The 22,190-nt window shown below is 45.9% G+C and carries 21 protein-coding genes and 1 riboswitch; of the genes, 5 read left to right on the top strand and 16 right to left on the bottom strand.

What is annotated here, in order from left to right:
• Positions 1–46: 46 nt before the first annotated feature.
• The 7 genes from JQC93_RS13170 to rplU form a co-directional block, all read right to left on the bottom strand.
• Positions 47–976, bottom strand: a complete 930-nt coding sequence (locus tag JQC93_RS13170; RefSeq protein ID WP_205158897.1) for a LysR family transcriptional regulator — start codon at positions 974–976, stop codon at positions 47–49.
• Positions 977–982: 6 nt separating this feature from the next.
• A complete protein-coding gene (gene folA, locus JQC93_RS13165; protein WP_205158896.1) occupies positions 983–1,468 on the bottom strand; it encodes a type 3 dihydrofolate reductase in 486 nt (161 codons plus the stop codon).
• Between the two features lie 12 nt (positions 1,469–1,480).
• Positions 1,481–1,948 (bottom strand): threonine/serine exporter family protein, encoded by a 468-nt coding sequence (locus JQC93_RS13160; protein WP_236009557.1) that lies wholly within the window; start codon positions 1,946–1,948, stop codon positions 1,481–1,483.
• Positions 1,945–2,706: a threonine/serine exporter family protein gene (locus JQC93_RS13155; protein ID WP_205158894.1), complete on the bottom strand. Its 762-nt coding sequence runs from the start codon at positions 2,704–2,706 to the stop codon at positions 1,945–1,947. The genes JQC93_RS13160 and JQC93_RS13155 overlap by 4 nt, the downstream gene beginning before the upstream one ends.
• A gap of 157 nt (positions 2,707–2,863) precedes the next feature.
• A complete protein-coding gene (cgtA, locus tag JQC93_RS13150) occupies positions 2,864–4,036 on the bottom strand; it encodes an Obg family GTPase CgtA (RefSeq protein WP_205158893.1) in 1,173 nt (390 codons plus the stop codon).
• Positions 4,037–4,249: 213 nt separating this feature from the next.
• Positions 4,250–4,507 carry a 50S ribosomal protein L27 gene (gene rpmA, locus JQC93_RS13145; RefSeq protein ID WP_084889042.1) on the bottom strand — a complete coding sequence of 86 codons (258 nt, stop codon included), beginning with the start codon at positions 4,505–4,507 and terminating at the stop codon, positions 4,250–4,252.
• 18 nt (positions 4,508–4,525) lie between these two features.
• On the bottom strand, positions 4,526–4,837 hold the full coding sequence (gene rplU / locus JQC93_RS13140) for a 50S ribosomal protein L21 (RefSeq protein WP_084889041.1): 312 nt from the start codon (positions 4,835–4,837) through the stop codon (positions 4,526–4,528).
• A 252-nt stretch (positions 4,838–5,089) separates the two neighbouring features.
• On the opposite strand from rplU, the gene ispB reads away from it, so the two are divergent.
• Positions 5,090–6,061, top strand: coding sequence for an octaprenyl diphosphate synthase (ispB, locus tag JQC93_RS13135; RefSeq protein WP_205158892.1), 972 nt, complete (start codon positions 5,090–5,092; stop codon positions 6,059–6,061).
• A gap of 128 nt (positions 6,062–6,189) precedes the next feature.
• Here ispB and JQC93_RS13130 read toward each other — a convergent pair whose 3' ends face one another.
• Together JQC93_RS13130 and mdh are read right to left on the bottom strand one after the other, a co-directional pair.
• On the bottom strand, positions 6,190–6,381 hold the full coding sequence (locus JQC93_RS13130) for a hypothetical protein (protein ID WP_205158891.1): 192 nt from the start codon (positions 6,379–6,381) through the stop codon (positions 6,190–6,192).
• Between the two features lie 128 nt (positions 6,382–6,509).
• Positions 6,510–7,445, bottom strand: coding sequence for a malate dehydrogenase (mdh, locus tag JQC93_RS13125; protein ID WP_205158890.1), 936 nt, complete (start codon positions 7,443–7,445; stop codon positions 6,510–6,512).
• A 308-nt stretch (positions 7,446–7,753) separates the two neighbouring features.
• Between mdh and argR the strand changes: the two genes are divergently transcribed.
• From argR to JQC93_RS13105, 4 genes are all read left to right on the top strand, one after another.
• A complete protein-coding gene (gene argR, locus JQC93_RS13120; protein WP_205158889.1) occupies positions 7,754–8,224 on the top strand; it encodes a transcriptional regulator ArgR in 471 nt (156 codons plus the stop codon).
• 326 nt (positions 8,225–8,550) lie between these two features.
• A complete protein-coding gene (locus JQC93_RS13115; RefSeq protein WP_205158888.1) occupies positions 8,551–9,519 on the top strand; it encodes a TAXI family TRAP transporter solute-binding subunit in 969 nt (322 codons plus the stop codon).
• Positions 9,520–9,721: 202 nt separating this feature from the next.
• Entirely contained in the window at positions 9,722–12,295 is a 2,574-nt protein-coding gene (locus tag JQC93_RS13110) for a TRAP transporter permease (RefSeq protein ID WP_205158887.1), read from the top strand.
• A 115-nt stretch (positions 12,296–12,410) separates the two neighbouring features.
• Positions 12,411–12,848: a universal stress protein gene (locus tag JQC93_RS13105; RefSeq protein ID WP_205158886.1), complete on the top strand. Its 438-nt coding sequence runs from the start codon at positions 12,411–12,413 to the stop codon at positions 12,846–12,848.
• A 108-nt stretch (positions 12,849–12,956) separates the two neighbouring features.
• On the opposite strand, the gene JQC93_RS13100 is transcribed toward JQC93_RS13105, so the two are convergent.
• From JQC93_RS13100 to JQC93_RS13070, 7 genes are all read right to left on the bottom strand, one after another.
• The gene (locus JQC93_RS13100; RefSeq protein WP_205158885.1) at positions 12,957–13,919 is read right to left on the bottom strand and encodes a D-2-hydroxyacid dehydrogenase; all 963 of its coding nucleotides are present in this window, start codon (positions 13,917–13,919) and stop codon (positions 12,957–12,959) included.
• A gap of 42 nt (positions 13,920–13,961) precedes the next feature.
• A complete protein-coding gene (gene rluA, locus JQC93_RS13095; protein ID WP_205158884.1) occupies positions 13,962–14,699 on the bottom strand; it encodes a bifunctional tRNA pseudouridine(32) synthase/23S rRNA pseudouridine(746) synthase RluA in 738 nt (245 codons plus the stop codon).
• A gap of 22 nt (positions 14,700–14,721) precedes the next feature.
• A complete protein-coding gene (rapA, locus tag JQC93_RS13090) occupies positions 14,722–17,628 on the bottom strand; it encodes an RNA polymerase-associated protein RapA (protein WP_205158883.1) in 2,907 nt (968 codons plus the stop codon).
• Between the two features lie 197 nt (positions 17,629–17,825).
• Entirely contained in the window at positions 17,826–18,647 is an 822-nt protein-coding gene (gene thiQ / locus JQC93_RS13085; RefSeq protein WP_205158882.1) for a thiamine ABC transporter ATP-binding protein, read from the bottom strand.
• Positions 18,640–20,271: a thiamine/thiamine pyrophosphate ABC transporter permease gene (thiP, locus tag JQC93_RS13080; protein WP_205158881.1), complete on the bottom strand. Its 1,632-nt coding sequence runs from the start codon at positions 20,269–20,271 to the stop codon at positions 18,640–18,642. The genes thiQ and thiP overlap by 8 nt, the downstream gene beginning before the upstream one ends.
• A gap of 7 nt (positions 20,272–20,278) precedes the next feature.
• Positions 20,279–21,271, bottom strand: a complete 993-nt coding sequence (gene thiB / locus JQC93_RS13075; protein ID WP_205158880.1) for a thiamine ABC transporter substrate binding subunit — start codon at positions 21,269–21,271, stop codon at positions 20,279–20,281.
• Positions 21,272–21,331: 60 nt separating this feature from the next.
• A riboswitch (TPP riboswitch) is annotated at positions 21,332–21,463 on the bottom strand.
• 74 nt (positions 21,464–21,537) lie between these two features.
• Positions 21,538–22,179, bottom strand: coding sequence for a flavin prenyltransferase UbiX (locus JQC93_RS13070; RefSeq protein ID WP_205158879.1), 642 nt, complete (start codon positions 22,177–22,179; stop codon positions 21,538–21,540).
• Positions 22,180–22,190 lie beyond the last annotated feature (11 nt).

Genomic DNA, 22,190 nt, shown 5'->3' with positions numbered 1-22,190 from the left:
CGCAAATTTAATAAGTAGAAATTAAATTAAGTTATCAGCGAAATAATCAATGCTTATCAGACTGCTGCTTAAGCACCTCTAAAATTACCGAGTTTAACCAGTTGATAATTGGATTATTGCGATCCTTTATGTGGTGATAGCTATGAATATCTAGTTGCTTTTGCCTAATTGGAATATCGAGATCGATGAACCTAAGGTTCGGGTAACGCTCGATTGGGAACATTGTAGAATGCGCAAATATGAGATCGCTTTGGCTAACAACCTCTATCACCGTGTCTAACACTTCTGAGCGAAAGCTGACATTAGTATTAACACCAAAACCTTTTAGGACTTCTTGCGCATAGCTAAAATGGTCATTCCATCCTGGCGTAACAAAAGCAGCTAACTCAACGCCTTCAAACCTTTCAGGCTTAACGATTGCTTCGTTAATCGGGTGATCTTTTCTAACGATAAAGCGGCCTGTTAATGGCATTAGAAAGTTATCGCATAGCTCTTTTGGAGCCTCTTTATCGACGGTCACTCCAAACAGTGTCCTCCCATACTGAATTTCTTCAAAGGTCTGAGATGCCCATGGTAGAAGCTCTAAGGTTGCATTGGGTGCTTGCTCTCGCACTATCCTAAACAGTGGGCCTGCAAGAAGCGTTTGCACGGTAGCCACCAGTGCAATTCGAATTGGATGGTCAATTTTACTTGGGTCAAATTGCTGATGACTGTTTACAGCGCTCTTTAGCGCGTCAAAGTAAGGAGTAATCGATGCCGATAATTCTAATGCAAAGTGGGTAGGCTCAAGCCCATGCGTCACCTTTACAAACAAGTCATCAGCAAAATGAAACCGTAGCTTTTGCAATGATTGGCTGATTGCAGGTTGAGATACATGCAATAGCGCTGAAGCCTTACGCATGTTTCTTTCCTGCATGAGAGTTTGAAACACCTTGAGCAGGTTAAGGTCTAAGTTATCAAACCGATCTTTCGCCACTGGTTATTACTCCGACTTTTCTAGAACAACAAATTCCATATCGTAAGCATTTCTATCATCTACCTGGTAATGCTCACTGTATGTTTTTGACCACAACTTTCCCCAGTCAGGAAAACAAGTGTCACCATCAATATTAGCATTAATGAATGTAAGGTACAGAGTATCCGCTAAAGGTAAGCAGCGCTCATATATGCTACCACCGCCAATGATCATCACTTCTTCTACGTTGCCTGCGGCTTTAATCGCGTCTTCTATTGAGCTGCACAACTGTACGCCATCAATCTGTCGCGTAGCGTCGCGAGAAATCACAATGTTTTTACGCCCAGGCAGTGGTCGACCAATCGATTCGAAAGTTTTGCGCCCCATAATAATGGGTTTCCCCATAGTACTTCGCTTAAACCAAGCAAAGTCAGCAGGTAGATGCCACGGCATTTGATTGTCCTTACCAATAACTCGGTCGTTGGCCATTGCGGCAATCATACTAATTTTCATATTAATCCTTGATCAGACAATCGGTTTTCGGCGGTAGAATAGCAGTCCAGGTACTGCAAGGCCAACCGCTAACCCAGTAATAATAAACATCGCTTTTAAGAAGTTTTCTAAGCAACTTGAAAGCAATTCAGGGGTATAGCCAAGATGATTAATTTCTACCAGAGCGATCATCGCTTTAAACGCAAACACCCCAGGGACCATCGGAATCAACGCGGCTACGGTAAAAACTTTTGGGTGCGCCAAAAATCGGTGAGACCATTTTACGCCGACAAGGCCCACTAATGTTGCGGCAAAGAACGTCGCCCACTCAATAGGGACGCCATAATGCATCATCAGAAAGCGACTACCGTGGCCTAGCGCACCGCCTATCGCACAGTATTTGAGGGCATTTTGAGGAACATTAAATACCAATGCAAAGCCAATTGCAGGGATCGCGGCAAATAGCATATCGTTAGCTAAACCGAGCAGTAAATCAATCATACCCACCCCCAACTTCCAGTCACTAACATGGCACCCACAATACCCAAACAAGTGGCTAAGGTGAGTAAGCTGGCCATAACAAATCGCGCTATGCCCATATTTATGTGCCCTTTTAACATGTCTGCGACCGCATTAATTAATGGGAAGCCAGGAACAAGCATTAATACCGATGACGCCATAGCGATCGTAGGCTGATTTCCAAGTTCAAGCAGCACTGCCTGCGCAGAGATGAGGGAAGTAACAAAGGCTGTCGCGGAAAAGTTCACTAAAGGGTTAAAGTGTCGATGCCCCAACTCTTGACGAACGAGCATACCGCCACTTGAGGCTAAAAATGTCATGGTAAACACTACCCAATCTCCTCCTGCTAAGCGAGAAAAGCTGGCGCACGACAAGCCTATCATGGCTAACACTAGCCAACGATTGTAGCGTTGTGGCGATAGGGTTTTAAGCCGTTGTTGGGCCATTTCAAAATCTAGGATCTGGCGCTCCAACAGTATGCATATCCGCTGAATTTGGGTCACTATACGCATATTAATACCGCGATCGGCACAACTTCGAGCAGTAGTAATACAATGCTCATCCATAACCGTGGTGACGACTAACGCGTTGGCAGAAAGCGCAATTTCCACTTCTTGAACACCACAGGCAAGCCCCATACGTCGCATGACATCACTCACTAAGGTACTCTCGGCGCCGTGAGCAAGAAGCATTTGGCCTGCTTGTGCGATAAATCTTGAAACTGCTCGCTGTTTAGACATGACAGCTCTTCCTTGAATAAATTTTTCCCAATACCACACAAATTTGTGCGTTAGCTTGCTGGATTCCTAAGTCCCTATTGTGCCTTAGCAATGCTTTCTCTCAAACAAAAAAACCGCTCCATCTGGAGCGGTTTTCAAATATTATACAGACTGTTAATTAGTCACGAACATAAATGACGTGACCGTCATCTTCTTCGTCATCCCAATCATCGAAATCATCATCATCTTCAGTGACAACATCTTTACCAGACATAGCCTCTTTGTGGTAATCGTCCCACATGAAGTCGACTTTTTCTTCTTCGGTTTGCACTTCTTCACTACGAGGTAGAGTTTCCATGAAGTCTGCAAGTTTATAACAAAGCTCTTTAGTCCCTTTACGGTTGATTGCGGAAATCTCAAAGTATTCCCCTTCCCAACCCAAAGCATCCAAGATCTCTTGGATCGTTTGCTTTGCATCTTCTTCAGGCATGAGATCCACTTTATTGAAAACCAACCAGCGTGGTTTCTCAGCAAGTTTCTCACTGTATTGCTCAAGCTCGTCAATGATCGTCAGTGCATTTTGTACCGGATCCGATTGATCAACCGGCATAATATCGATCATGTGCAGTAATACTCGACAACGCTCCAGGTGCTTCAAGAAACGAATGCCCAGACCTGCTCCATCAGCGGCACCTTCGATTAGTCCAGGGATATCAGCAACTACAAAGCTCTTTTCAGGTACCACGCTGACTACGCCAAGACTTGGAATTAAAGTGGTGAATGGGTAATCAGCAACTTTTGGTTTAGCTGCGGAAACAGCGCGAATAAAGGTCGACTTACCGGCATTTGGCAAGCCAAGCATACCCACATCTGCCAGCAGAAGAAGCTCTAGGCGCAACTCACGCATTTCACCTTTAGTGCCCATGGTTTTTTGGCGAGGTGCACGGTTAACAGACGATTTAAAACGTGTATTGCCCAGTCCATGCCAGCCACCTTTTGCGACCATCACTTTCTTGCCGTGCTCAGCAACTTCACCCACAATTTCATTGGTGTGGATATCGACCGCACGGGTACCGACAGGAACGCGCATGACTTTGTCTTTACCGCGTTTACCGGTACAGTTACCACCGCGGCCATTCTCACCACGCTCAGCATCGTAAAAGCGTTGGAAACGATAGTCGATCAGTGTATTGAGGTTTTCATCGGCCTGAATGTACACATCACCGCCGTCACCGCCGTCACCACCGTCAGGGCCGCCTTTAGCAACAAACTTTTCGCGCCAAAAACTGACCACACCGTTGCCACCGTCACCGGCTTGAACTTTTACCGACGCTTCATCTACAAATTTCATTTTACTCTCCACATTACTAAGTGGCTCTATAGCCTACAGGCTGAATAACAGAGTTTAGGTAGTAAGTATAAACCCTGAAAACGAGTTTACGCACTGCCTTGCCATTACTACCTAAAGCCTGTCACCAAACAGACTGCTGTTAAAAACCCTACCCACAAATAAAAAACCCCGCCGAATCGGCAGGGCTTTTGAATTCCAGCTTTAAGGCTAAAATTACTCAGATTCGATTGTAACGAATTTGCGGTTTTTAGGACCTTTAGTCTCAAACTTCACTTTACCATCGGTAAGAGCGAATAGAGTGTGGTCTTTACCCAAACCTACGTTTGTGCCAGCGTGGAACTTAGTACCACGTTGACGAACGATGATGTTACCTGCAAGAACAGATTCACCACCAAAACGCTTAACACCAAGACGTTTACTTTCTGAGTCACGGCCGTTACGAGTAGAACCGCCAGCTTTTTTGTGTGCCATTGTTAAACTCTCCTACAATTAAGCGCTAATGCCAGTGATTTTCACTTCCGTGAACCACTGACGGTGACCTTGTTGCTTACGAGAGTGCTTACGACGACGGAACTTAACGATTTTAACTTTATCGCCACGACCGTGCTTAACCACTTCAGCTACAACTTTGCCACCCTCTACAAGAGGTGCACCAACAGTGATTTCTTCACCGTTAGCGATCATTAGAACTGAATCAAACTCAACAGTTGCTCCAGTTTCTACGTCCAATTTCTCTAAACGAAGAACTTGTCCTTCGCTTACTCGGTGTTGTTTACCACCAGATTGGAAAACAGCGTACATAATTTACTCCGCTTTTTCCGCACAGCCACTATTTTTTGGGTGTGCGCTAAACTAATCAATAGGGCGCAGATTCTACGGGAATGCGTCCCTTATGACAAGCCAATATTTAAAAAAAATGGCGAAAAGGTATTCACCAATTAAAAGTGAGAGGATCATGCCCTTTGAGGCGGTGTTTGGCAACGATTTTTAGTGTACTATTCGCAAATAATTAGTAACCAAGCCCCCGTGAGGGCTAGCTCAGCCGGAAGTAATATGGATTTTAACGCTATTCAAGCGCTTACAGCCAAAGACATGGAAAAAGTGAACGCCACCATTCAGGCGCAGCTTAATTCAGATGTCAGCCTAATCAATCAGCTTGGATTATATATTGTGAGTGGGGGTGGCAAACGCCTTAGACCGCTCATTGCACTGTTGTCGGCAAAAGCGCTCGGCTATGAGGGTGATAAACACATTACCGCTGCGGCCTTTGTTGAATTTATCCATACCGCGACACTACTTCATGATGATGTCGTCGACGAATCGGATATGCGCCGTGGCAAAGAAACGGCCAATGCAGCCTTTGGCAACGCCGCAAGCATTTTAGTCGGTGACTTCATTTACACTCGCTCATTCCAAATGATGACCAGCCTAGGATCCCTTAAGATCCTTGAGTTAATGAGTGGTGCGGTCAATGTTATTGCCGAAGGTGAAGTGCAACAATTGATCAACTGTAATGATCCTAGCACCACCGAAGAAAACTACATGGAAGTGATCTACTCCAAAACGGCTCGTTTATTTGAAGCCGCTGCACATATCGGTGCGTTACTGGTGGATGCTGACGAGAAGCTTGAGCTCGCGCTGCAAAACTACGGTAAATACTTGGGAACAGCATTCCAGCTCATCGACGACGTTCTTGACTACACTGCCGATGGCAAAGAGATGGGAAAAAATGTGGGTGATGATTTGGCGGAAGGCAAACCTACACTGCCGCTGCTTTATGCTATGCGCAATGGTTCAGAGGCGCAACGTCTGATGATCCACGAAGCAATAGAAAAAGCCAACGGAATGGAAAAGCTGGATGACATATTACAAGCAATGGATGAAACCGGCGCCTTGACCTATACCACCAAGAAAGCTGAACAAGAAGCCGATAAGGCGATACGTGAATTGGCTGCTTTACCAGAGTCTGACTATAAAGAAGCGTTAATTACTCTAGCGCATTTAGCGGTAAAACGAAGCAGTTAAGTTCAACCGTCTACATTAAGAGAGGGCAGCGTTTTAGAAAACCCTGCCCTTTTTTGTCTCAAAAAAGATGATAGCGCCTATATACCAATCGAAGTCATTAACTGGTCAGGTAATTGCTTTGGGTGGTATTAATAATAGCGATCACATTCGATGTGCAGTTGCTCGTTACTAACAATGTCACCGCTATGTACTGCCCATTGCTGCTCAGGATGCTCCCCTTGTACAAGAACAGTATCGTAGGCGTGGTCGATGACCAACACATCTCCAATCCCCTGAGGAACTTCAACACGCATACCGGGTTTGATCTTATCTGTTTGCATCACTTTTCTCCCTTTTATAGCTTAATACGTCGCTTTAAAAGGTAATGATCATAAATGGATCAAAAAAGCGGACCTAATGGCCCGCTCTAATAATCAGTGATCGTTGCAATTAGTAAAGGAAGAACCTTCTATTTTGCAAACTCTACACCAATGGCAATGTCACCATTTAACGTTTCTAGCATTCCATCAAGTGCGGCTTTTTCGTAGTCACTTAATGTGCCGTAACTCAAAATTTCTTCAACACCATCTTTACCCAGTTTTACAGGCTGTGCGAAGAATGGAGCGTGAGCGCCGTCACCTTCAACGTATGCGCACTCTACAACGCCTTCTTCACCCTGCATTGCTTTAACAAGAGACAGACCGAAACGACACGCCGCTTGACCCATAGACAGAGTTGCTGAACCGCCACCCGCTTTCGCTTCGACAACTTCAGTACCAGCGTTTTGAATGCGTTTAGTCAATGCATCAATTTCTTCATCAGAGAAGTCCACACCTTCAACTTGAGACAGCAAAGGTAAAATCGTCACGCCAGAGTGTCCGCCAATGACTGGAACTTTAGTCTCTAGCGGGCTTTTGCCTTTTAACTCTGCAACAAATGTTTCAGAACGGATCACATCCAGTGTCGTTACCCCAAACAGCTTACGTTTGTCGTACACGCCCGCTTTCTTTAGAACTTCTGCGGCAATGGGTACCGTAGTATTGACTGGGTTAGTAATGATACCAACACATGCTGTTGGACAAACAACAGCAATTTTTTCTGCCAAAGATTTTACAATACCAGCGTTCACGTTGAATAAGTCGGCACGATCCATACCAGGCTTACGGGCAACACCAGCAGAGATCAATACAACATCCGCACCTTCTAATGCAGGTGACGGATCTTCACCAGCAAAACCTTTAATCGTAACAGGCGTTGGAATGTGGCTAAGGTCGGCAGCAACACCAGGTGTTACTGGGGCAATGTCATACAATGCCAAATCAGACCCAGCTGGCAGGTTGTTTTTTAGTAAAAGTGCGAGTGCTTGTCCAATACCACCAGCGGCACCAATAACAGCTACTTTCATCGGGCTTCTCCTTGAGAAAGAATCAATCAAATATTTGTAGTTTTTTAGGGTACAGAAGCAGGTAAGCCATTTTCATGGCCCTCCATAAATTCTTATTCGAAATTAAAACAATCACTAATCCATTACAATTATTTAACGCTGGTATTGCGAAGTCACTCGCCAAATTTGATCAGCCTTTGAAAGAGGTCTCTTTTTATCCAGTCAAATGCTGTAAAGTGATTACATTAGCAAAACAGGACGATCACACTACTGAGTGAGGCCATTCTGTGGGAAAATAGTTTTGAAATATCGATAACAAAAAGACACTTATGCGAAATAACGAAAAACAAGACCTATTAGTCAAAGAGTTTAAGTCGCTGTTAAAAGAAGAGCGTTTTGGCTCACAAAGCGAAATTGTCGACGCATTAAAAAATGAAGGCTTTGACAATATTAACCAATCTAAAGTCTCACGTATGTTGACTAAGTTTGGCGCTGTCCGTACCCGCAATGCGAAGATGGAAATGGTGTATTGCCTTCCTGCAGAGCTGGGCGTGCCGACGGCATCAAGCTCGTTACGCGAACTGGTTCTAGACGTTGACTACAACCAAGCTCTAGTGGTTATACACACAGGCCCCGGTGCCGCGCAGCTCATCGCTCGCTTGCTAGACTCTTTAGGCAAATCGGAAGGTATTTTGGGTGTTGTTGCAGGTGACGATACCATTTTCATTACCCCTACATTGGCGATAGATACCAAGCAACTGTTCGATTCTGTGTGTGAATTGTTCGAGTACTCTGGATAAAATCTACACAAATCATGAGCTTAGTCATTGCATCTCGACTAGTGTGACCAAGCTCACATCCCTGTCATTTACTAATGAGCATGAGGGCACTCCAATAACACCCTGATTTTAAAGAGTAATATTTTATTACGCTTTAAAGTAGCCGCTGTTTTTTTAATCCACTGTTCACCGCCCAAGCGAAAGCTCACCGATTTTCTGCCCATTTTTTGCTATTATCGCGCCACTTTTTCGTCACGACGACTTTATTGGCGGTCTAATAAACAGAGCTTCATAACGCGAGCTACACTCTTAAGTAGCCGCTATTAAAACAATTCAAGGACAATTTCATGGCATTGAAAAAATGGATCAAAGCAGGGGCTGTAGCAGCAACAGTACTTGCAACCAGCGGTGTACAAGCGCAAAGCTTTATCACTATAGGTACTGGCTCTGTAACTGGTGTTTATTACCCAACTGGTGGGGCTATCTGTAAGTTAGTCAATAAAGGCCGCAAAGAGCACAACGTGCGCTGTTCAGTTGAATCAACAGGCGGTTCCATTTACAACGTTAATACCATGAGAGCCGGTGAACTGGATTTTGGCGTGGTTCAATCCGATTGGCAATTCCACGGATACAATGGCACCAGCCAATTTGAAAAACAAGGCGAGTATAAAAAGCTTCGCGCTATGTTTTCTATCCATACCGAACCGTTCAATGTCATCGTTCGTAACGATGCCGACATTAACAGCGTCGAAGATCTCGAAGGTAAGCGCGTAAACATTGGTAACCCTGGCTCGGGCGACAGAGCAACAATGGGCGTTGTCATGGACGCAATGGGGTGGTCAAACAGCAGCTTTAAATTAGCTTCGGAATTAAAAGGTTCAGAACGTTCTCAAGCTCTGTGTGACAACAAGATAGACGCCTTTGTCTACGTCGTAGGACATCCAAATGGTTCTATCAAAGAAGCCACGACCTCATGTGACACTAAACTCATTTCTATTCAAGGTCCAAAGATCGACGCCATAGTCGCGAACAACCCGTATTACACATTTACCACTATCCCTGAAGGCATGTACAAAGGGACAGACGGCGACATTAAGAGCTTTGGTGTAGCGGCAACAATAATCACCACTAGCGATATATCCGAAGACGTCGCTTATCAAGTGACCAAAGCGGTATTTGAAAACTTTCCAACCTTCAAACGCTTACACCCAGCTTTCGCAAACCTCAAAAAAGAAAATATGGTGTCGGCTGGGCTCTCTATTCCACTGCATCCAGGTGCGGAGAAATACTATAGAGAAGTCGGTCTTTTAGACTAGACTTTTCTATGTCTGCTACCAAAGACGCTATTGTTAGTCTCTAGTAGTAGACACTTTTTTTGGGCGGTCAAAAGTTGATTTTTGCACCGTCCAAATTTCGCGACACTTTTAACTTCCGACACAACCTACTCGAAGTCAGTCTAAACTGATCGTAAAGTCATCACAGATCGTTGACTTGTCGTCAAAAACAGGAAAACCACATATGACGAAAAACACAACTCCACCGCAAGATGTACAAGAGATGGTGGCACAAGCCGATACAGGCGCCCGCAGTCCCAAAGGCATGCCTGGTACCATTTTATGGTTTATTCCATTACTTTGGTCATTGTTCCAGCTTTGGTATGCCTCTCCACTGCCTTTTATTTTCAACATTTTTGTATTAAACGATACAGAAGCTCGTGCCATTCACCTCACTTTTGCGATCTTCTTAGCTTTTACAGCCTATCCCGCTTTATCGAGCTCTCCGCGAGATCGCATCCCTGCGATTGACTGGGTATTGGCTGCAGTAGGTGCTTTTTCTGCTGCGTATATCTATATTTTCTATACTCAGCTTGCTGGGCGTTCGGGCGCACCAACGACTGCTGACATCGTCATAGCTGTGTGCGGTATGGTGCTTCTTTTAGAAGCAACTCGTCGCGCGCTGGGTCCACCGCTTATGGTGGTGGCGGCGGTATTCTTGCTATACACCTTTGCGGGCCCACACATGCCCGACGTCATTGCGCATAAAGGGGCAAGCATTAATAAAGCCATGTCGCACTTATGGCTGACCACGGAGGGGGTATTTGGTGTTGCTCTAGGCGTTTCAACCTCGTTTGTATTCCTATTCGTACTTTTTGGCGCGATGTTAGACCGTGCTGGTGCTGGTGCTTACTTTATTAAAGTTGCATTTTCTCTACTTGGCCATATGCGTGGTGGCCCCGCTAAAGCGGCTGTTGTTGCATCAGGTTTATCTGGCCTAGTATCGGGGTCGTCGATTGCTAACGTTGTGACGACAGGGACATTTACTATCCCACTGATGAAGCGAGTCGGCTTTCCGGGAACCAAAGCTGGTGCTGTAGAAGTTGCTGCGTCCACCAATGGTCAGCTAACGCCACCGATTATGGGTGCCGCAGCATTTCTAATGGTCGAATACGTTGGTATCTCTTACGTAGAAGTCATTAAAGCGGCACTACTGCCTGCGCTAATTTCTTATGTCGCGCTGCTGTACATTGTTCACCTTGAAGCCTGTAAAGCAGGAATGGAAGGTCTTCCACGTCGCCACAAACCGACGCTGCTATATAGCTTACTGTCGTTCACTGGAACCATTTTAGGCTTATGCATTATCAGTGCTCTGGTCTACTACGGTGTAGGTTGGACCAAAGATGTGTTTGGCGCTGCCGCAAGCCCCATTGTCGCGGTTGCTCTACTGATCTGTTATGTCGGTCTACTTAAGATTTCGGCTAATTATCAAGACGGTGTCGAGATTGACGGTGAGTTAACCGAAGTGCCTGATCCAGGCCCAACGATCAAATCGGGTTTACACTTTTTGCTACCGATTGTCGTGCTGGTATGGTGTTTAACGGTTGAACGTTTCTCTCCTGGTTTGTCCGCATTTTGGGCCACGGTGTTTATGATGTTTATCTTGATCACTCAACGTCCAATCATGGCTAAATTCCAAGGCCAAAAGGAGCTTAGCTCCTCCACGAAAGAAGGTTTTGTCGACCTAGCAGAGTCGTTGGTTTCAGGTGCTCGTAACATGATAGGCATCGGTGTCGCTACGGCTGCAGCGGGTACTGTTGTGGGTGTCGTCACCCTAACCGGTATTGGGCTAGTAATGACCGACTTTGTCGAGTTTATCTCGGGTGGTAATATCTTCCTGATTTTGCTATTCACCGCAATCATTAGCCTGATTTTAGGGATGGGCCTTCCAACAACGGCAAACTACATCGTCGTGTCCACCTTGATGGCGCCGGTTATTGTGACGTTGGGCGCTCAAAATGGATTAATCATACCGCTGATCGCGGTGCACTTGTTTGTGTTCTATTTTGGTATTTTGGCAGATGATACACCACCGGTGGGTCTCGCCGCTTTTGCTGCAGCGGCCATCGCCAAGTCCGACCCTATCCGCACAGGTATACAAGGCTTTACCTACGATATACGGACCGCTATTTTACCGTTCATGTTTATCTTCAACACTCAGCTGCTGATGATGGGCATCGACAGTTGGTGGCACTTGTTATTAACCATAATCTCAGCGACCACGGCAATGCTATTATTCTCTGCCGCCACGCAGGGCTGGTGGTTAACAAAAAACAAATGGTGGGAAACCTTATTGTTATTGGTTCTAACCTTCACTTTCTTCCGTCCAGGATTCTGGTGGGACAAAGTGTACCCGGCTAAAGAGTACTTCCCAGGTACAGAAATTGTTGAAGTTGTTGATACATTGAATGTCGGTGAGTCACTGGAGTTAATGGTTGAAGGTGAAAACTTAGAAGGTAACTTTGTAGCTAAAACCGTTCGTCTACCGTTTGACGATCGCGCTAGCGATGCAGATGCTCGTATCTCTTCAATGGGGCTAATGTTGACTGAGACTGATTCAAAAATGATTGTTGATATGGTTGAGTTTGGATCTCCAGCTGAGGCTTCGGGCATCGATTTTGACTGGGAAATCAAAACCATTGTTCTTGCCGCAGACCGCCCAATGAAAGAGTGGGTATTTGTACCTTCGTTTTTAATTGTTGGATTGATGCTGTGGAATCAGCGCCGACGAGTATCAAAACAAGCATTAAACGTATAAAACTGAGTTCATTCTCTATACTTTGATGTAACTCAAAGCCCCACATTGGCAAATGTGGGGCAATGCACTATACAGAGAGGACAGTTAAGTCCAGTTGCGTTGGTGAGAGATAACTATGTATAAACAAATTCTAGTCCCCGTTGATCTAAACGAAAAAGGGTTTAGCGATAAAGCGATTAAGACCGCCGTTTGGCATGCTAAAAAAGCAGGTGCTGTAATTCACCTACTCAACGTATTGCCTGGAATTCATATGTCGATGGTGTCGTCTTACTTCCCGAAAGAAGCCGCACTAAAAATGAAGCATGACGTAGAGTTGCAACTTAAAACATTTGCCGATCAATATGTTGACGATTCGGTGGTCTATAAGACACATGTTGCGGAAGGAAAGCCTTATACGACCATTATTGATTACGCAGAAAAGCTTGGGGCAGACCTCATTGTCATGCCAAGTCATAAGCGTTCAAAAATCGATAAAGTGGTATTAGGTTCAGTCGCTAGTAAGGTTGTCCACAACTCTCCTGTTAATGTTTTAGTGGTTAAGCCTCAAGGCTAGCAAGACTAAACAGACTTATATTGAAATAGCTGCACTTTAAGTGCAGCTATTTTTTTGTCCTTGGGATACTTATATCCTAGCTCGCCACGCCCCTATCGCAAATTAACTCTAGATCACCACATTTGTTGGCTCGCCATCCACGAATGCATTGAGATTATCTATCAATATTTGCACCAGCTTAGTGATGGCTGAATCACTGCCCCAAGCCACGTGTGGTGTGAGTATTAAGTTGGGCAAGTGGGCATTGAGCATTAATGGATTATCTAGAGGGGCTGGCTCTTCAATAAACACATCGCTCGCCGCCCCAGAAATTTGTTTTTTATTGAGCGCATCGACGAGCGCCTGCTCATCCACCACTCCACCACGAGCCGTATTGATTAATACACTGCTTGATTTCATCATCGATAGCTCAGTCGAAGAAATCAAATTCTTGGTGTTCGAGTTGAGCGGACAGTTTAGAGAAATTACGTCAGATTCACGTAGCACTGTTTCGAAATCTTGGTATCCAGGGCGGAGAGAAGAAGCGCCCTTTCTGTCGGAAAACACCACGTTCATGCCTAATGCTTGAGCTTTATCAGCAAGTGCTTGTCCAAGCGCGCCTGATCCAATGATGCCCAGTTGACTCCCCTCAATGTCCTGAATTGGGTGAGTGAAAAAACAAAACTGATTCTGACGCTGCCACTCCCCTTGCTCGATATCTTGCTGATAGCCGCGTAAGTTACGTCTTAAAGCAAACATCATAGCTATCACATGTTCAGGGACCGAACGTGTCGCGTACCCCTGAATATTGCACACACGAATACCTTGTTGCTTGCAATAGGTGAGGTCAACATTATTGGTGCCGGTGGCAGAAATGGCGATTAATTTTATCTGAGGGTGCTTTTCCAATATGGCGGCATCAAGCACGACTTTATTGGTGATGACAATGTGCTGCCCAGTTAATCGTTCATCGAGTTGCTCAGCGTTTGTCTGGGGGTGATCCGTCCAATGATGCGGAAAACTCGGTGTTGGAATCGTAATGTGCGAGGGGATAGTTGCACTGTCTAGGTAAACAATTGATAGCGGGGCCACATGCACTCCTTGGTCGTGTGTTGCTGCCCCTACTATCCTAAGCTAGTGTTTTGGTAAAGTCTTGTAATCTGGCAATGTTTGTGGCGCTTGGTAGTGATCAAGTACCACCGGAGCCAGCCCAGGATAAAATGGACAAGGTACAAATATGGACGCTAGTTCATCGTTTTCTGGATGGTAAAAACTGAGCTCGGTGCTGTGAAGTTGTAATCGTTGCGAAAATTGCAGCGCCTCATCGGTCGCATAAAACTCATCCCCCACAATAGGATGCCCAATTTCACTCATGTGCACACGCAACTGATGTGAACGCCCTGTCACTGGGAGTAGTCGCACCAAACTGGTTTTTTCTTCACACACTACTTTCTGGTAATCGGTGATCGCGTGCTTACCATCCTGATTACACACTTTCTGTCGAGGTCGATTAGGCCAATCACAAATCAACGGTAGATCGATGATACCCTCTTTTTCTTCCAGACAGCCCCAAATGCGTGCATAGTAAACTTTATGGGTTAAGCGATACTGAAACTGTTTTTTAAGATGACGCTCAGCGTCTTTGGTTAGCGCAAACAACATCAGTCCGGAAGTCGCCATATCAAGCCTGTGCACCACTTGAATATCTGGGTACTGCTCTACAAGGCGACTCCACAAACTGTCGTAATGTTCTGGCAAACGTCCAGGTACCGACAGAAGCCCTGGTGGCTTGTCAGCCACCAGTATATGCTCATCTTGGTACACAATATCCACCCATGGTTCTATCGGCGGGTGGTAGGCTTCCATCGCCATAACAACTCCTACATGCTGCCAATTAGTTGTGTGATACGACAATCACACGTAAAGAATCAAGTTGCACCTGCGCTCGAGATATATAGTCGTCTAGCGTAGCAATTTGCTGTTCCAACGCTTCAATTTCTTGATCTCGAATATTCGGGTTCACCGCTTTAAGTGCTTGCAGTCTCTCTAGCTCTGCGGTCAGCGATACGGTCATTTCTTGATGGGCTTGCTGTTTCACTTTTATAAGCTGTTGTTCTGCGACCGGCTCACTTCTATTGATCAATTGATTGATTTCAGTCTGAACAGACGTCACCAGTTTATTTGCCATATGCCTATTCACAGGGCTTAACTGGCGGTTAAAGCTTTCAAATTCGACTTGAGCTGAAAGATCATTACCTTTCGCATCCATTAAGACGCGGATAGGGGTATGTGGCAAATAGCGATTAATGCCGCTGGATTTAGGTGCTTGTGCATCAACCACATAAACCAGTTCCAACAACAATGTACCGACAGGTAATGCTTTATTTTTTAGCAGTGACAGTGCGCTGGTACCAACACCTTCACTAAATAGAAGCTCAATGCCACCTTGGATCATTGGGTGCTCCCAAGACATAAATTGAATGTCTTCGCGAGACAAAGCCACATCACGATCAAAGGTGATGGTGGCGCCATCAAACGGTAGACCCGGGTAAGTCGATACCATCATGTGCTCAGCCGGAGTCACAATAAGTGCATTGTCACCTTTGTCTTCTTGGTTAAGACCTACTGCATCAAATAGACTGAGTGCAAAAGTAACCAAAGCGATATCGCCATCACGCTGCGCAATATCGTTTGCTAGCTCAACCGATGCGTCACCGCCATTAGAGTGCATTTCGAGTAGTCGATCTCGCCCTTGCTCAAGGTCGGACTTTAGACGGGTGTTAAGCGCTTTGGATTGCTCTACGACATCGTCCAGTTGACTATGATCACCGGTGGCTAACATCTCAATTAATTGCTGTGAAAACGCTTCATAAACTGTGCGGCCCGTTGGGCAGGTTTCAGAAAAAGCATTCAAGCCATTGTGATACCACTGGGCCAAAATAGACTGCGACGAACCCTCAAGACAAGGCACATAAATGTCGATGTCATTTTGCTGCCCAATGCGGTCAAGGCGGCCAATTCTTTGCTCGAGTAAATCAGGGTTAAACGGCAGATCAAACATCACCAATTGGTTTGCAAATTGGAAGTTTCGCCCTTCTGAGCCTATTTCGGAGCAGATCAGAACCTGCGCCCCACCTTCTTCTTGTGCAAAGTAGGCCGCCGCTTTATCGCGTTCGATGATCGACATACCTTCATGGAATACCGTTGCGCGAATGCCTTCTCGCTCACGCAAAGCTTGCTCTAACTGCAGCGCAGTATGAGAACGTGAAGCAATGACCAAAATCTTAGCCGAACGCTTATCCTTCACTTTCTCAATTAACCAATCGACGCGAGAGTCAAATTGCCACCAATTACTGCTGTCCCCTAGCTCTTGGAATACTTGCTCTGGGTACAAGTTTTTCTTCGCCAATAGCTCTTGTGGAAGATCCGTAGACAGCATTGCATTTACCTTCAAAGCGCGCTGATATTGTTCAGGCATTGGCATCTGCATAATGTGAGTATTACGTACTGGGAAGCCTGAGATGGCTGAACGCGTATTTCGAAATAAAACTCGACCCGTACCGTGTCGGTCCATTAAGTTTGTCACCAACTCATCTCTAGCAAAGTCTCGCTCTTCTTGCGCGCTAGCTGACTCAATGGCGTTGAACATCGGCTCTACATCTTGCTCGCTAAGGAGGTCACCAATTTGATTTTTTTCTTCATCGGTAAGCGGCTGACCACTCACCAGTTGGCTAACCGCATTCGCCACAGGCTCGTATTGGGCCTCTTCGTCAACAAAGCTTTGATAGTCGTAAAATCTATCCGGATCAAGAAGACGCAATCGGGCGAAATGGCTTTCGCGCCCAAGCTGCTCTGGGGTTGCAGTTAATAGAAGCACACCGGCGACCTGTCTCGCGATAGACTCGATCAATTGATATTCGCGGCTTGGTGCATCAACGCTCCACTCTAAGTGGTGCGCTTCGTCCACTACCAGCACGTCCCAATGAGCCTCGGCAACTTGTGCCTGTCGTTTTTCACTTTTTTTCAAGAAATCCAGTGAGCACAAAACCAACTGCTGCGACTCAAAAGGATTGGCAACCTCTTGCTGAGCTTCAAGGCATCGCTCTTCGTCAAAGATAGAAAAATACAAATTAAATCTGCGCATCATTTCGACAAGCCATTGATGCTGTAGCGTTTCAGGTACCACAATAAGGATACGCTCGGCACGACCCGATAAAACCTGTTGGTGCAATATCATGCCCGCTTCAATGGTTTTACCTAGGCCAACTTCATCGGCAAGCAATACTCGCGGGGCAAAACGACTGCCCACTTCACGGGCAATATAAAGCTGATGCGGTATCAGGCCAGCACGAACCCCACACAATCCACGCAGTGGACTCTTGTGTTGTTGATACTGATGAGTCAACGCTCGATAACGCAATACAAAGTTGTCCATGCGATCAATCTGACCTGCAAACAACTTGTCTTGTGGTTTATTAAATCGAATGGTGTGGCTTAGAAAGATTTCGCGTAAACGAACATCTGACTCTTCAGTGTCAGAACGAGCGCCGGTGTAGGTGACAACACCTTGATCGACGGAAAGGTCTTCGACAGTGAGCATCCACCCTTCTTGGGATTCAACTTGATCACCGACATTAAACACAACACGGGTAATTGGCGCATCTTTTTGTGCGTACACACGCTCTTCTTCTCCGGCAGGAAACATCAGTGTCACTGTTCTTTCATCGACCGCTACTACTGTCCCTAACCCTAAATCACTTTCTGTGTCGCTGATCCAACGCTGACCAATCGCAAATGTCATGCTGCATTCACCCTTTCTAAATTGCTGCTCTATGCTAAATAGTAGATGTTAATTGCGCGCTTTGCTGTATATGCAGTCGCAACACACCTACTTTCAAAAAGGAGCGATTGTACGCATCCCTCTATGAAATTCATAGCGTTACACTGACGAAATTATCACTCTGTTTTTTGTAGGCCGAAACAGTAAAACTGTCTCGATTATGAAGATGACGCGAGAAAGCGCTCTAACGACTGTGTTGAACGCATCGTCGAACTTTCTTTAAGCTGCTTAAGCTGTTCAATTGAACCGCTGTAGCACAGATTGCCCTGTTCAACGTAACCAAAACTATCCGCTATACGCAGTGCATCGCTCACTTGATGGGTCACCATTATTACGGTGAGATTGTGCTGATTTGCCAACTGTTTCACCAACGATAGCATTTCTAAGCGCAACTCGGGGTCTAACGCAGAAAAAGGTTCATCAAGCAACCAAAGCGGCTTTCTTTGCGCACAACATCTTGCCAATGCTACACGCTGTCGCTGTCCACCGGACAGTGCTAACGGCATTTGGTTAAGCTTACCTGCCAAACCAACATCACTGGCTACTTGACGAACAACCTGTTTTTCTGCCTCAGTTAACTTCAGGCTGGGGTTTACCGCTAACCCGATGTTTTGCTCAACGGTAAGGTGTGAAAAGAGATTATTGTCTTGAAACAACATACTTATTGGACGCTGATAAGGTGCCAGCGAAATTAAGCTCTTGCCGTCAAACGCTAACTGGCCTGCACTGGGTGGAGTTAGCCCGGCAATCATATGAAGCAATGTCGATTTACCCGCGCCACTCGGACCAATCAGTGCAAGTGTATCTCCTTGATCCACTTCGAGGGTGAACTCAAAGCACTGATCGCTATATTCAAATGAAAGTCTCTCAATAACTAAAGCATGCTCTTTAGTCACATCACGCCTTGAGTCAAGGCGCGGTTCAAGACCTTGGGGTTCAGTACTTAACGTAGGTGTGTTTTTAGAAAGATGGCTAGTCATAGTTCACCTTTGACTGGTCTGCGAGCGCAAGCAAAAGCATGCTAATGATAAATAACCACAATGAAACGGTCGCGGCAGCGTCCATTTGATAGCTTCCTAACAATTGTAAAAGGTAGAGAGGTAAGGTGGTGAAATCTTGGCTTCCAAACAGCGCAATCGCACTAAGATCGCCTAGCGATAGTAAAAAACTCACCGCAAACGCGTGTAAGAAAACAGACTTTAATCCCGCAAAATCGACCCAACGAAACCGCGTAGAACCGCGCATGCCAAGCATTAACGACATAGTGTGATAATGGCTAAAGTGGTTATCCATTGCTTGTGACAAGCTCTTAATGGCAAACGGCAGTGCCATCATGCTGTTCACTAACACCACAACCGCAAAGGCAAATTGATAAGCGTCACCCCAGGTTCTTAGCCATAGAAATAACCCTGTGCTCAGTACCAACCCAGGTGTGACCAACGCAAGTGAACCGATAACTTCCAGTCCCGATGCCTTAAGTGTTTGACGTTGATAGCGATATTGACGCGCGCTATTCACTATCAAATAGGCCATTACCAAAGCAATGATGGCAGAGCAACTGGCAATAGCTAAGGAGTGAAACGTAGCTATCCAGAAGGTTGATGATGTCAGCGTGGCTTCAAGACTCCCTGATAAACCACTGAATACAACCATAAAAAGTGGTGGGATCACTAATAAGATCGCAAACACAATAATTAACGAATCAGCAAACCTAGCCGATGTGCTGTCCCGCTTTATTTTTGGCAGTGGTTGATACTCCATCGCACCAACGGGCGGTTGCTGGGTGAGTTGATGTATCACCAACACAAGCGTGCCGCACAACATCATTTGCCAAAGCGCCAATACAGCGCCGACCTGTAGGTCAAAGTCAAACTTAATCGCTTGATAAATGGCAAGTTCAATTGTTGTTGCCTTTGGTCCTCCCCCCAGTGCCATTACCGTGGCAAAGCTGGTGAAGCAGAGCATAAATACCAACCCTGCACAGTGAGGAAGCTGCTGCTTGAGCCTTGGCCATTCGACACGGCAAAATTTTTGCCAAGGTGTCATGCCCAGCATGGTACTTAAATGGTGCTGTGCGACAGGAATAGACTCCAGAGAGCGCAATAATAATCGAGTCGCGTACGGCAAATTAAAAAACAGGTGAGCCAACACTATCCCATTAAGGCCATATAGAGAATAAGGTAGCTGGGTTCCTAAATAAGCGGCAAGCTTTGCCAGCAGCCCACTATTTCCATATATGGCAACAATACCAAACACTGCGACCAACACCGGTAACACTAACGTGACTGAAAATATTTTGGTCAGCCATGCTTTTCCAAAAAACTGCCTTCGATACATCGCGACAGACAAGGGGATAGCCAACCCTACGCTAAGTAGAGTCGAAAGCAGCGCTTGGGAAAAACTGAACTGGGTGACATGTCGGTAATAGGGATCGTTAATCACCATAAGTAGCCCTGTAATGGGCGAGTCACCGCTAAAGGAAAGTAAACTCAATAAGCATCCACCAACGAATAGGGTGAGTATCACAGCGATACTCACCCCAGCCCGTGACGGTTTAAATCGCCAGCTTGTCGACCCTGTATGAGTACTCTCTACAGCCGGCATAATGGTGTTATTGTGTTAGTGCTGTTTGCCACTCACGGATCCAGCTTTTACGTTGCTGGGCAACGTCATTGGCAGAAAACTCTAGTGTGCGGCTTGGCATGGTTAAGTCAGCGAACCCTTCAGGTTGCTGTACGTTGGTCACTGGGTACATCCAGTTACCTGTAGGGATCACGCTCTGAAACTCATCGCTGGATATAAACTGTAAAAACTGCTCTGCTAGCTCAGGATTTGACGTAGTGTTTACTTTGGCTGCCACTTCCACTTGTAGGTAGTGCCCTTCACTAAAATCAGCTGCGGCATACTTAGAATCACCTTCAGCAATGGCGTGATACGCCGGTGACGTTGTATAAGACAACACCAAGTCCGACTCACCTTCTAAGAACATCGAGTACGCTTCAGACCAGCCTTTTGTCACAGTCACCGTCTTTTGAGCCAACTTCTGCCAAGCTTGTGGTGCTTCGTCGCCGTAGACTGACTTCATCCAAAGCATCAAACCTTGACCCGGCGTTGAAGTCCGTGGATCTTGGTAGATAACTGTGAGGTCATCACGTCGCTCTACCAGTTCTTTCAAGCTTTTAGGTGGGTTGGTTACCGTTTCTGTGTTGTAAACGAACGCGAAATACCCGTAATCAAAAGGGACGAAAATATCATCTTCCCAACCGCCTGGGAGAGTAAGGTTACTTAGGTTCGCATTGTGCGCACCGAATGCACCCGTTTGTTTGGCTTCAGCTACAAGATTATTGTCTAGGCCTAGTACGACATCGGCTTTAGTGTTTTTCCCTTCAAGGCGAATACGATTGAGTATTGAGACGCCATCATCTAGTGCGACAAAGTTTAGATCGCAGTTGCATTGAGCTTCGAATGCTTGCTCTATAGCAGGGCCTGGGCCCCACTCAGCGGCAAAAGAATCATAGGTATAAACCGTTAATGTGTCAGCTGCGTTTGCACTAAATGCTGCAGCAACCAGAGTGGTCAATAGTAAAGGTTTTGTTAAAGTCATCGCTCGCTCTCCATGAAATGAGCGGCACAGGCTTGAGTGTATCCAGAGGGTTTCGTTCCATGAATGTTAGTGCTCAATTCCTACGCCAGTATTATCTGGTTCAGGTCGACGGGTTCCAAGGTTGATCTCAGCCGAACATAAGTATACCGGCATTAGACCCAGTAACTTACAACAGCTCCCCGTTGAGTGAAGCGAAATTGTAAAGGGAAATGAAACATTTGCCTAGTTTTAACGTGTAAATTAACACTCGGTATACGCAAGTGGCTCTATCGCTGGTCATAGCCCCAACGGTTCACCAATTTTTGATCCAATCCAATGTGGTCCAAAATCCTTGCCACCATAAAATCGACCAGATCTTGTATTGATTGCGGCTGATGATAAAAACCTGGGGCAGCTGGCATGATAGTAACCCCCATCGCTGACAGCTTGTGCATGTTCTCAAGATGCAAGGTAGAAAACGGCGTCTCGCGTACCACCAATAGCAGTTGACCACGCTCTTTTAAGACGACATCGGCTGCGCGTTCGATGAGGTTGTCGGACATACCATGCGCGATGGCTGCGACGCTGCCCGTTGAGCAGGGGCACACGATCATCTGTTTAGGAGCAGCAGAACCAGAAGCAACTGGGGAGAACCAGTCTTCCTTTCCACACACCACCAACTTTTCTGGATCGCAGTCGAACATTTCAACCAACTGTTTATGAGCTGCATCGGGCCCACTAGGAAGCTTCAAGCCTTCTTCGGTGGCCAACACAACACGTGCTGCCGAAGAAACGAGCAAAAAAACCTGATAATCAGCCGCCAGCAAAGAACCGAGCAAGGTCAGACCGTAAGGTGCGCCTGATGCGCCAGTAAAGGCTAAGGTGATCCGTTTGTCGTGATGACTGTACTGAGATTGGTTACCGCTCATATTGATTCTCA

The organism is Vibrio ulleungensis, from assembly GCF_016900875.1.
GTDB classification, from domain to species: Bacteria; Pseudomonadota; Gammaproteobacteria; order Enterobacterales; family Vibrionaceae; genus Vibrio; species Vibrio ulleungensis.
The sequence above is the reverse complement of the archived record's forward strand: the minus strand, read 5'-3'. Positions and strand labels throughout refer to the sequence as shown.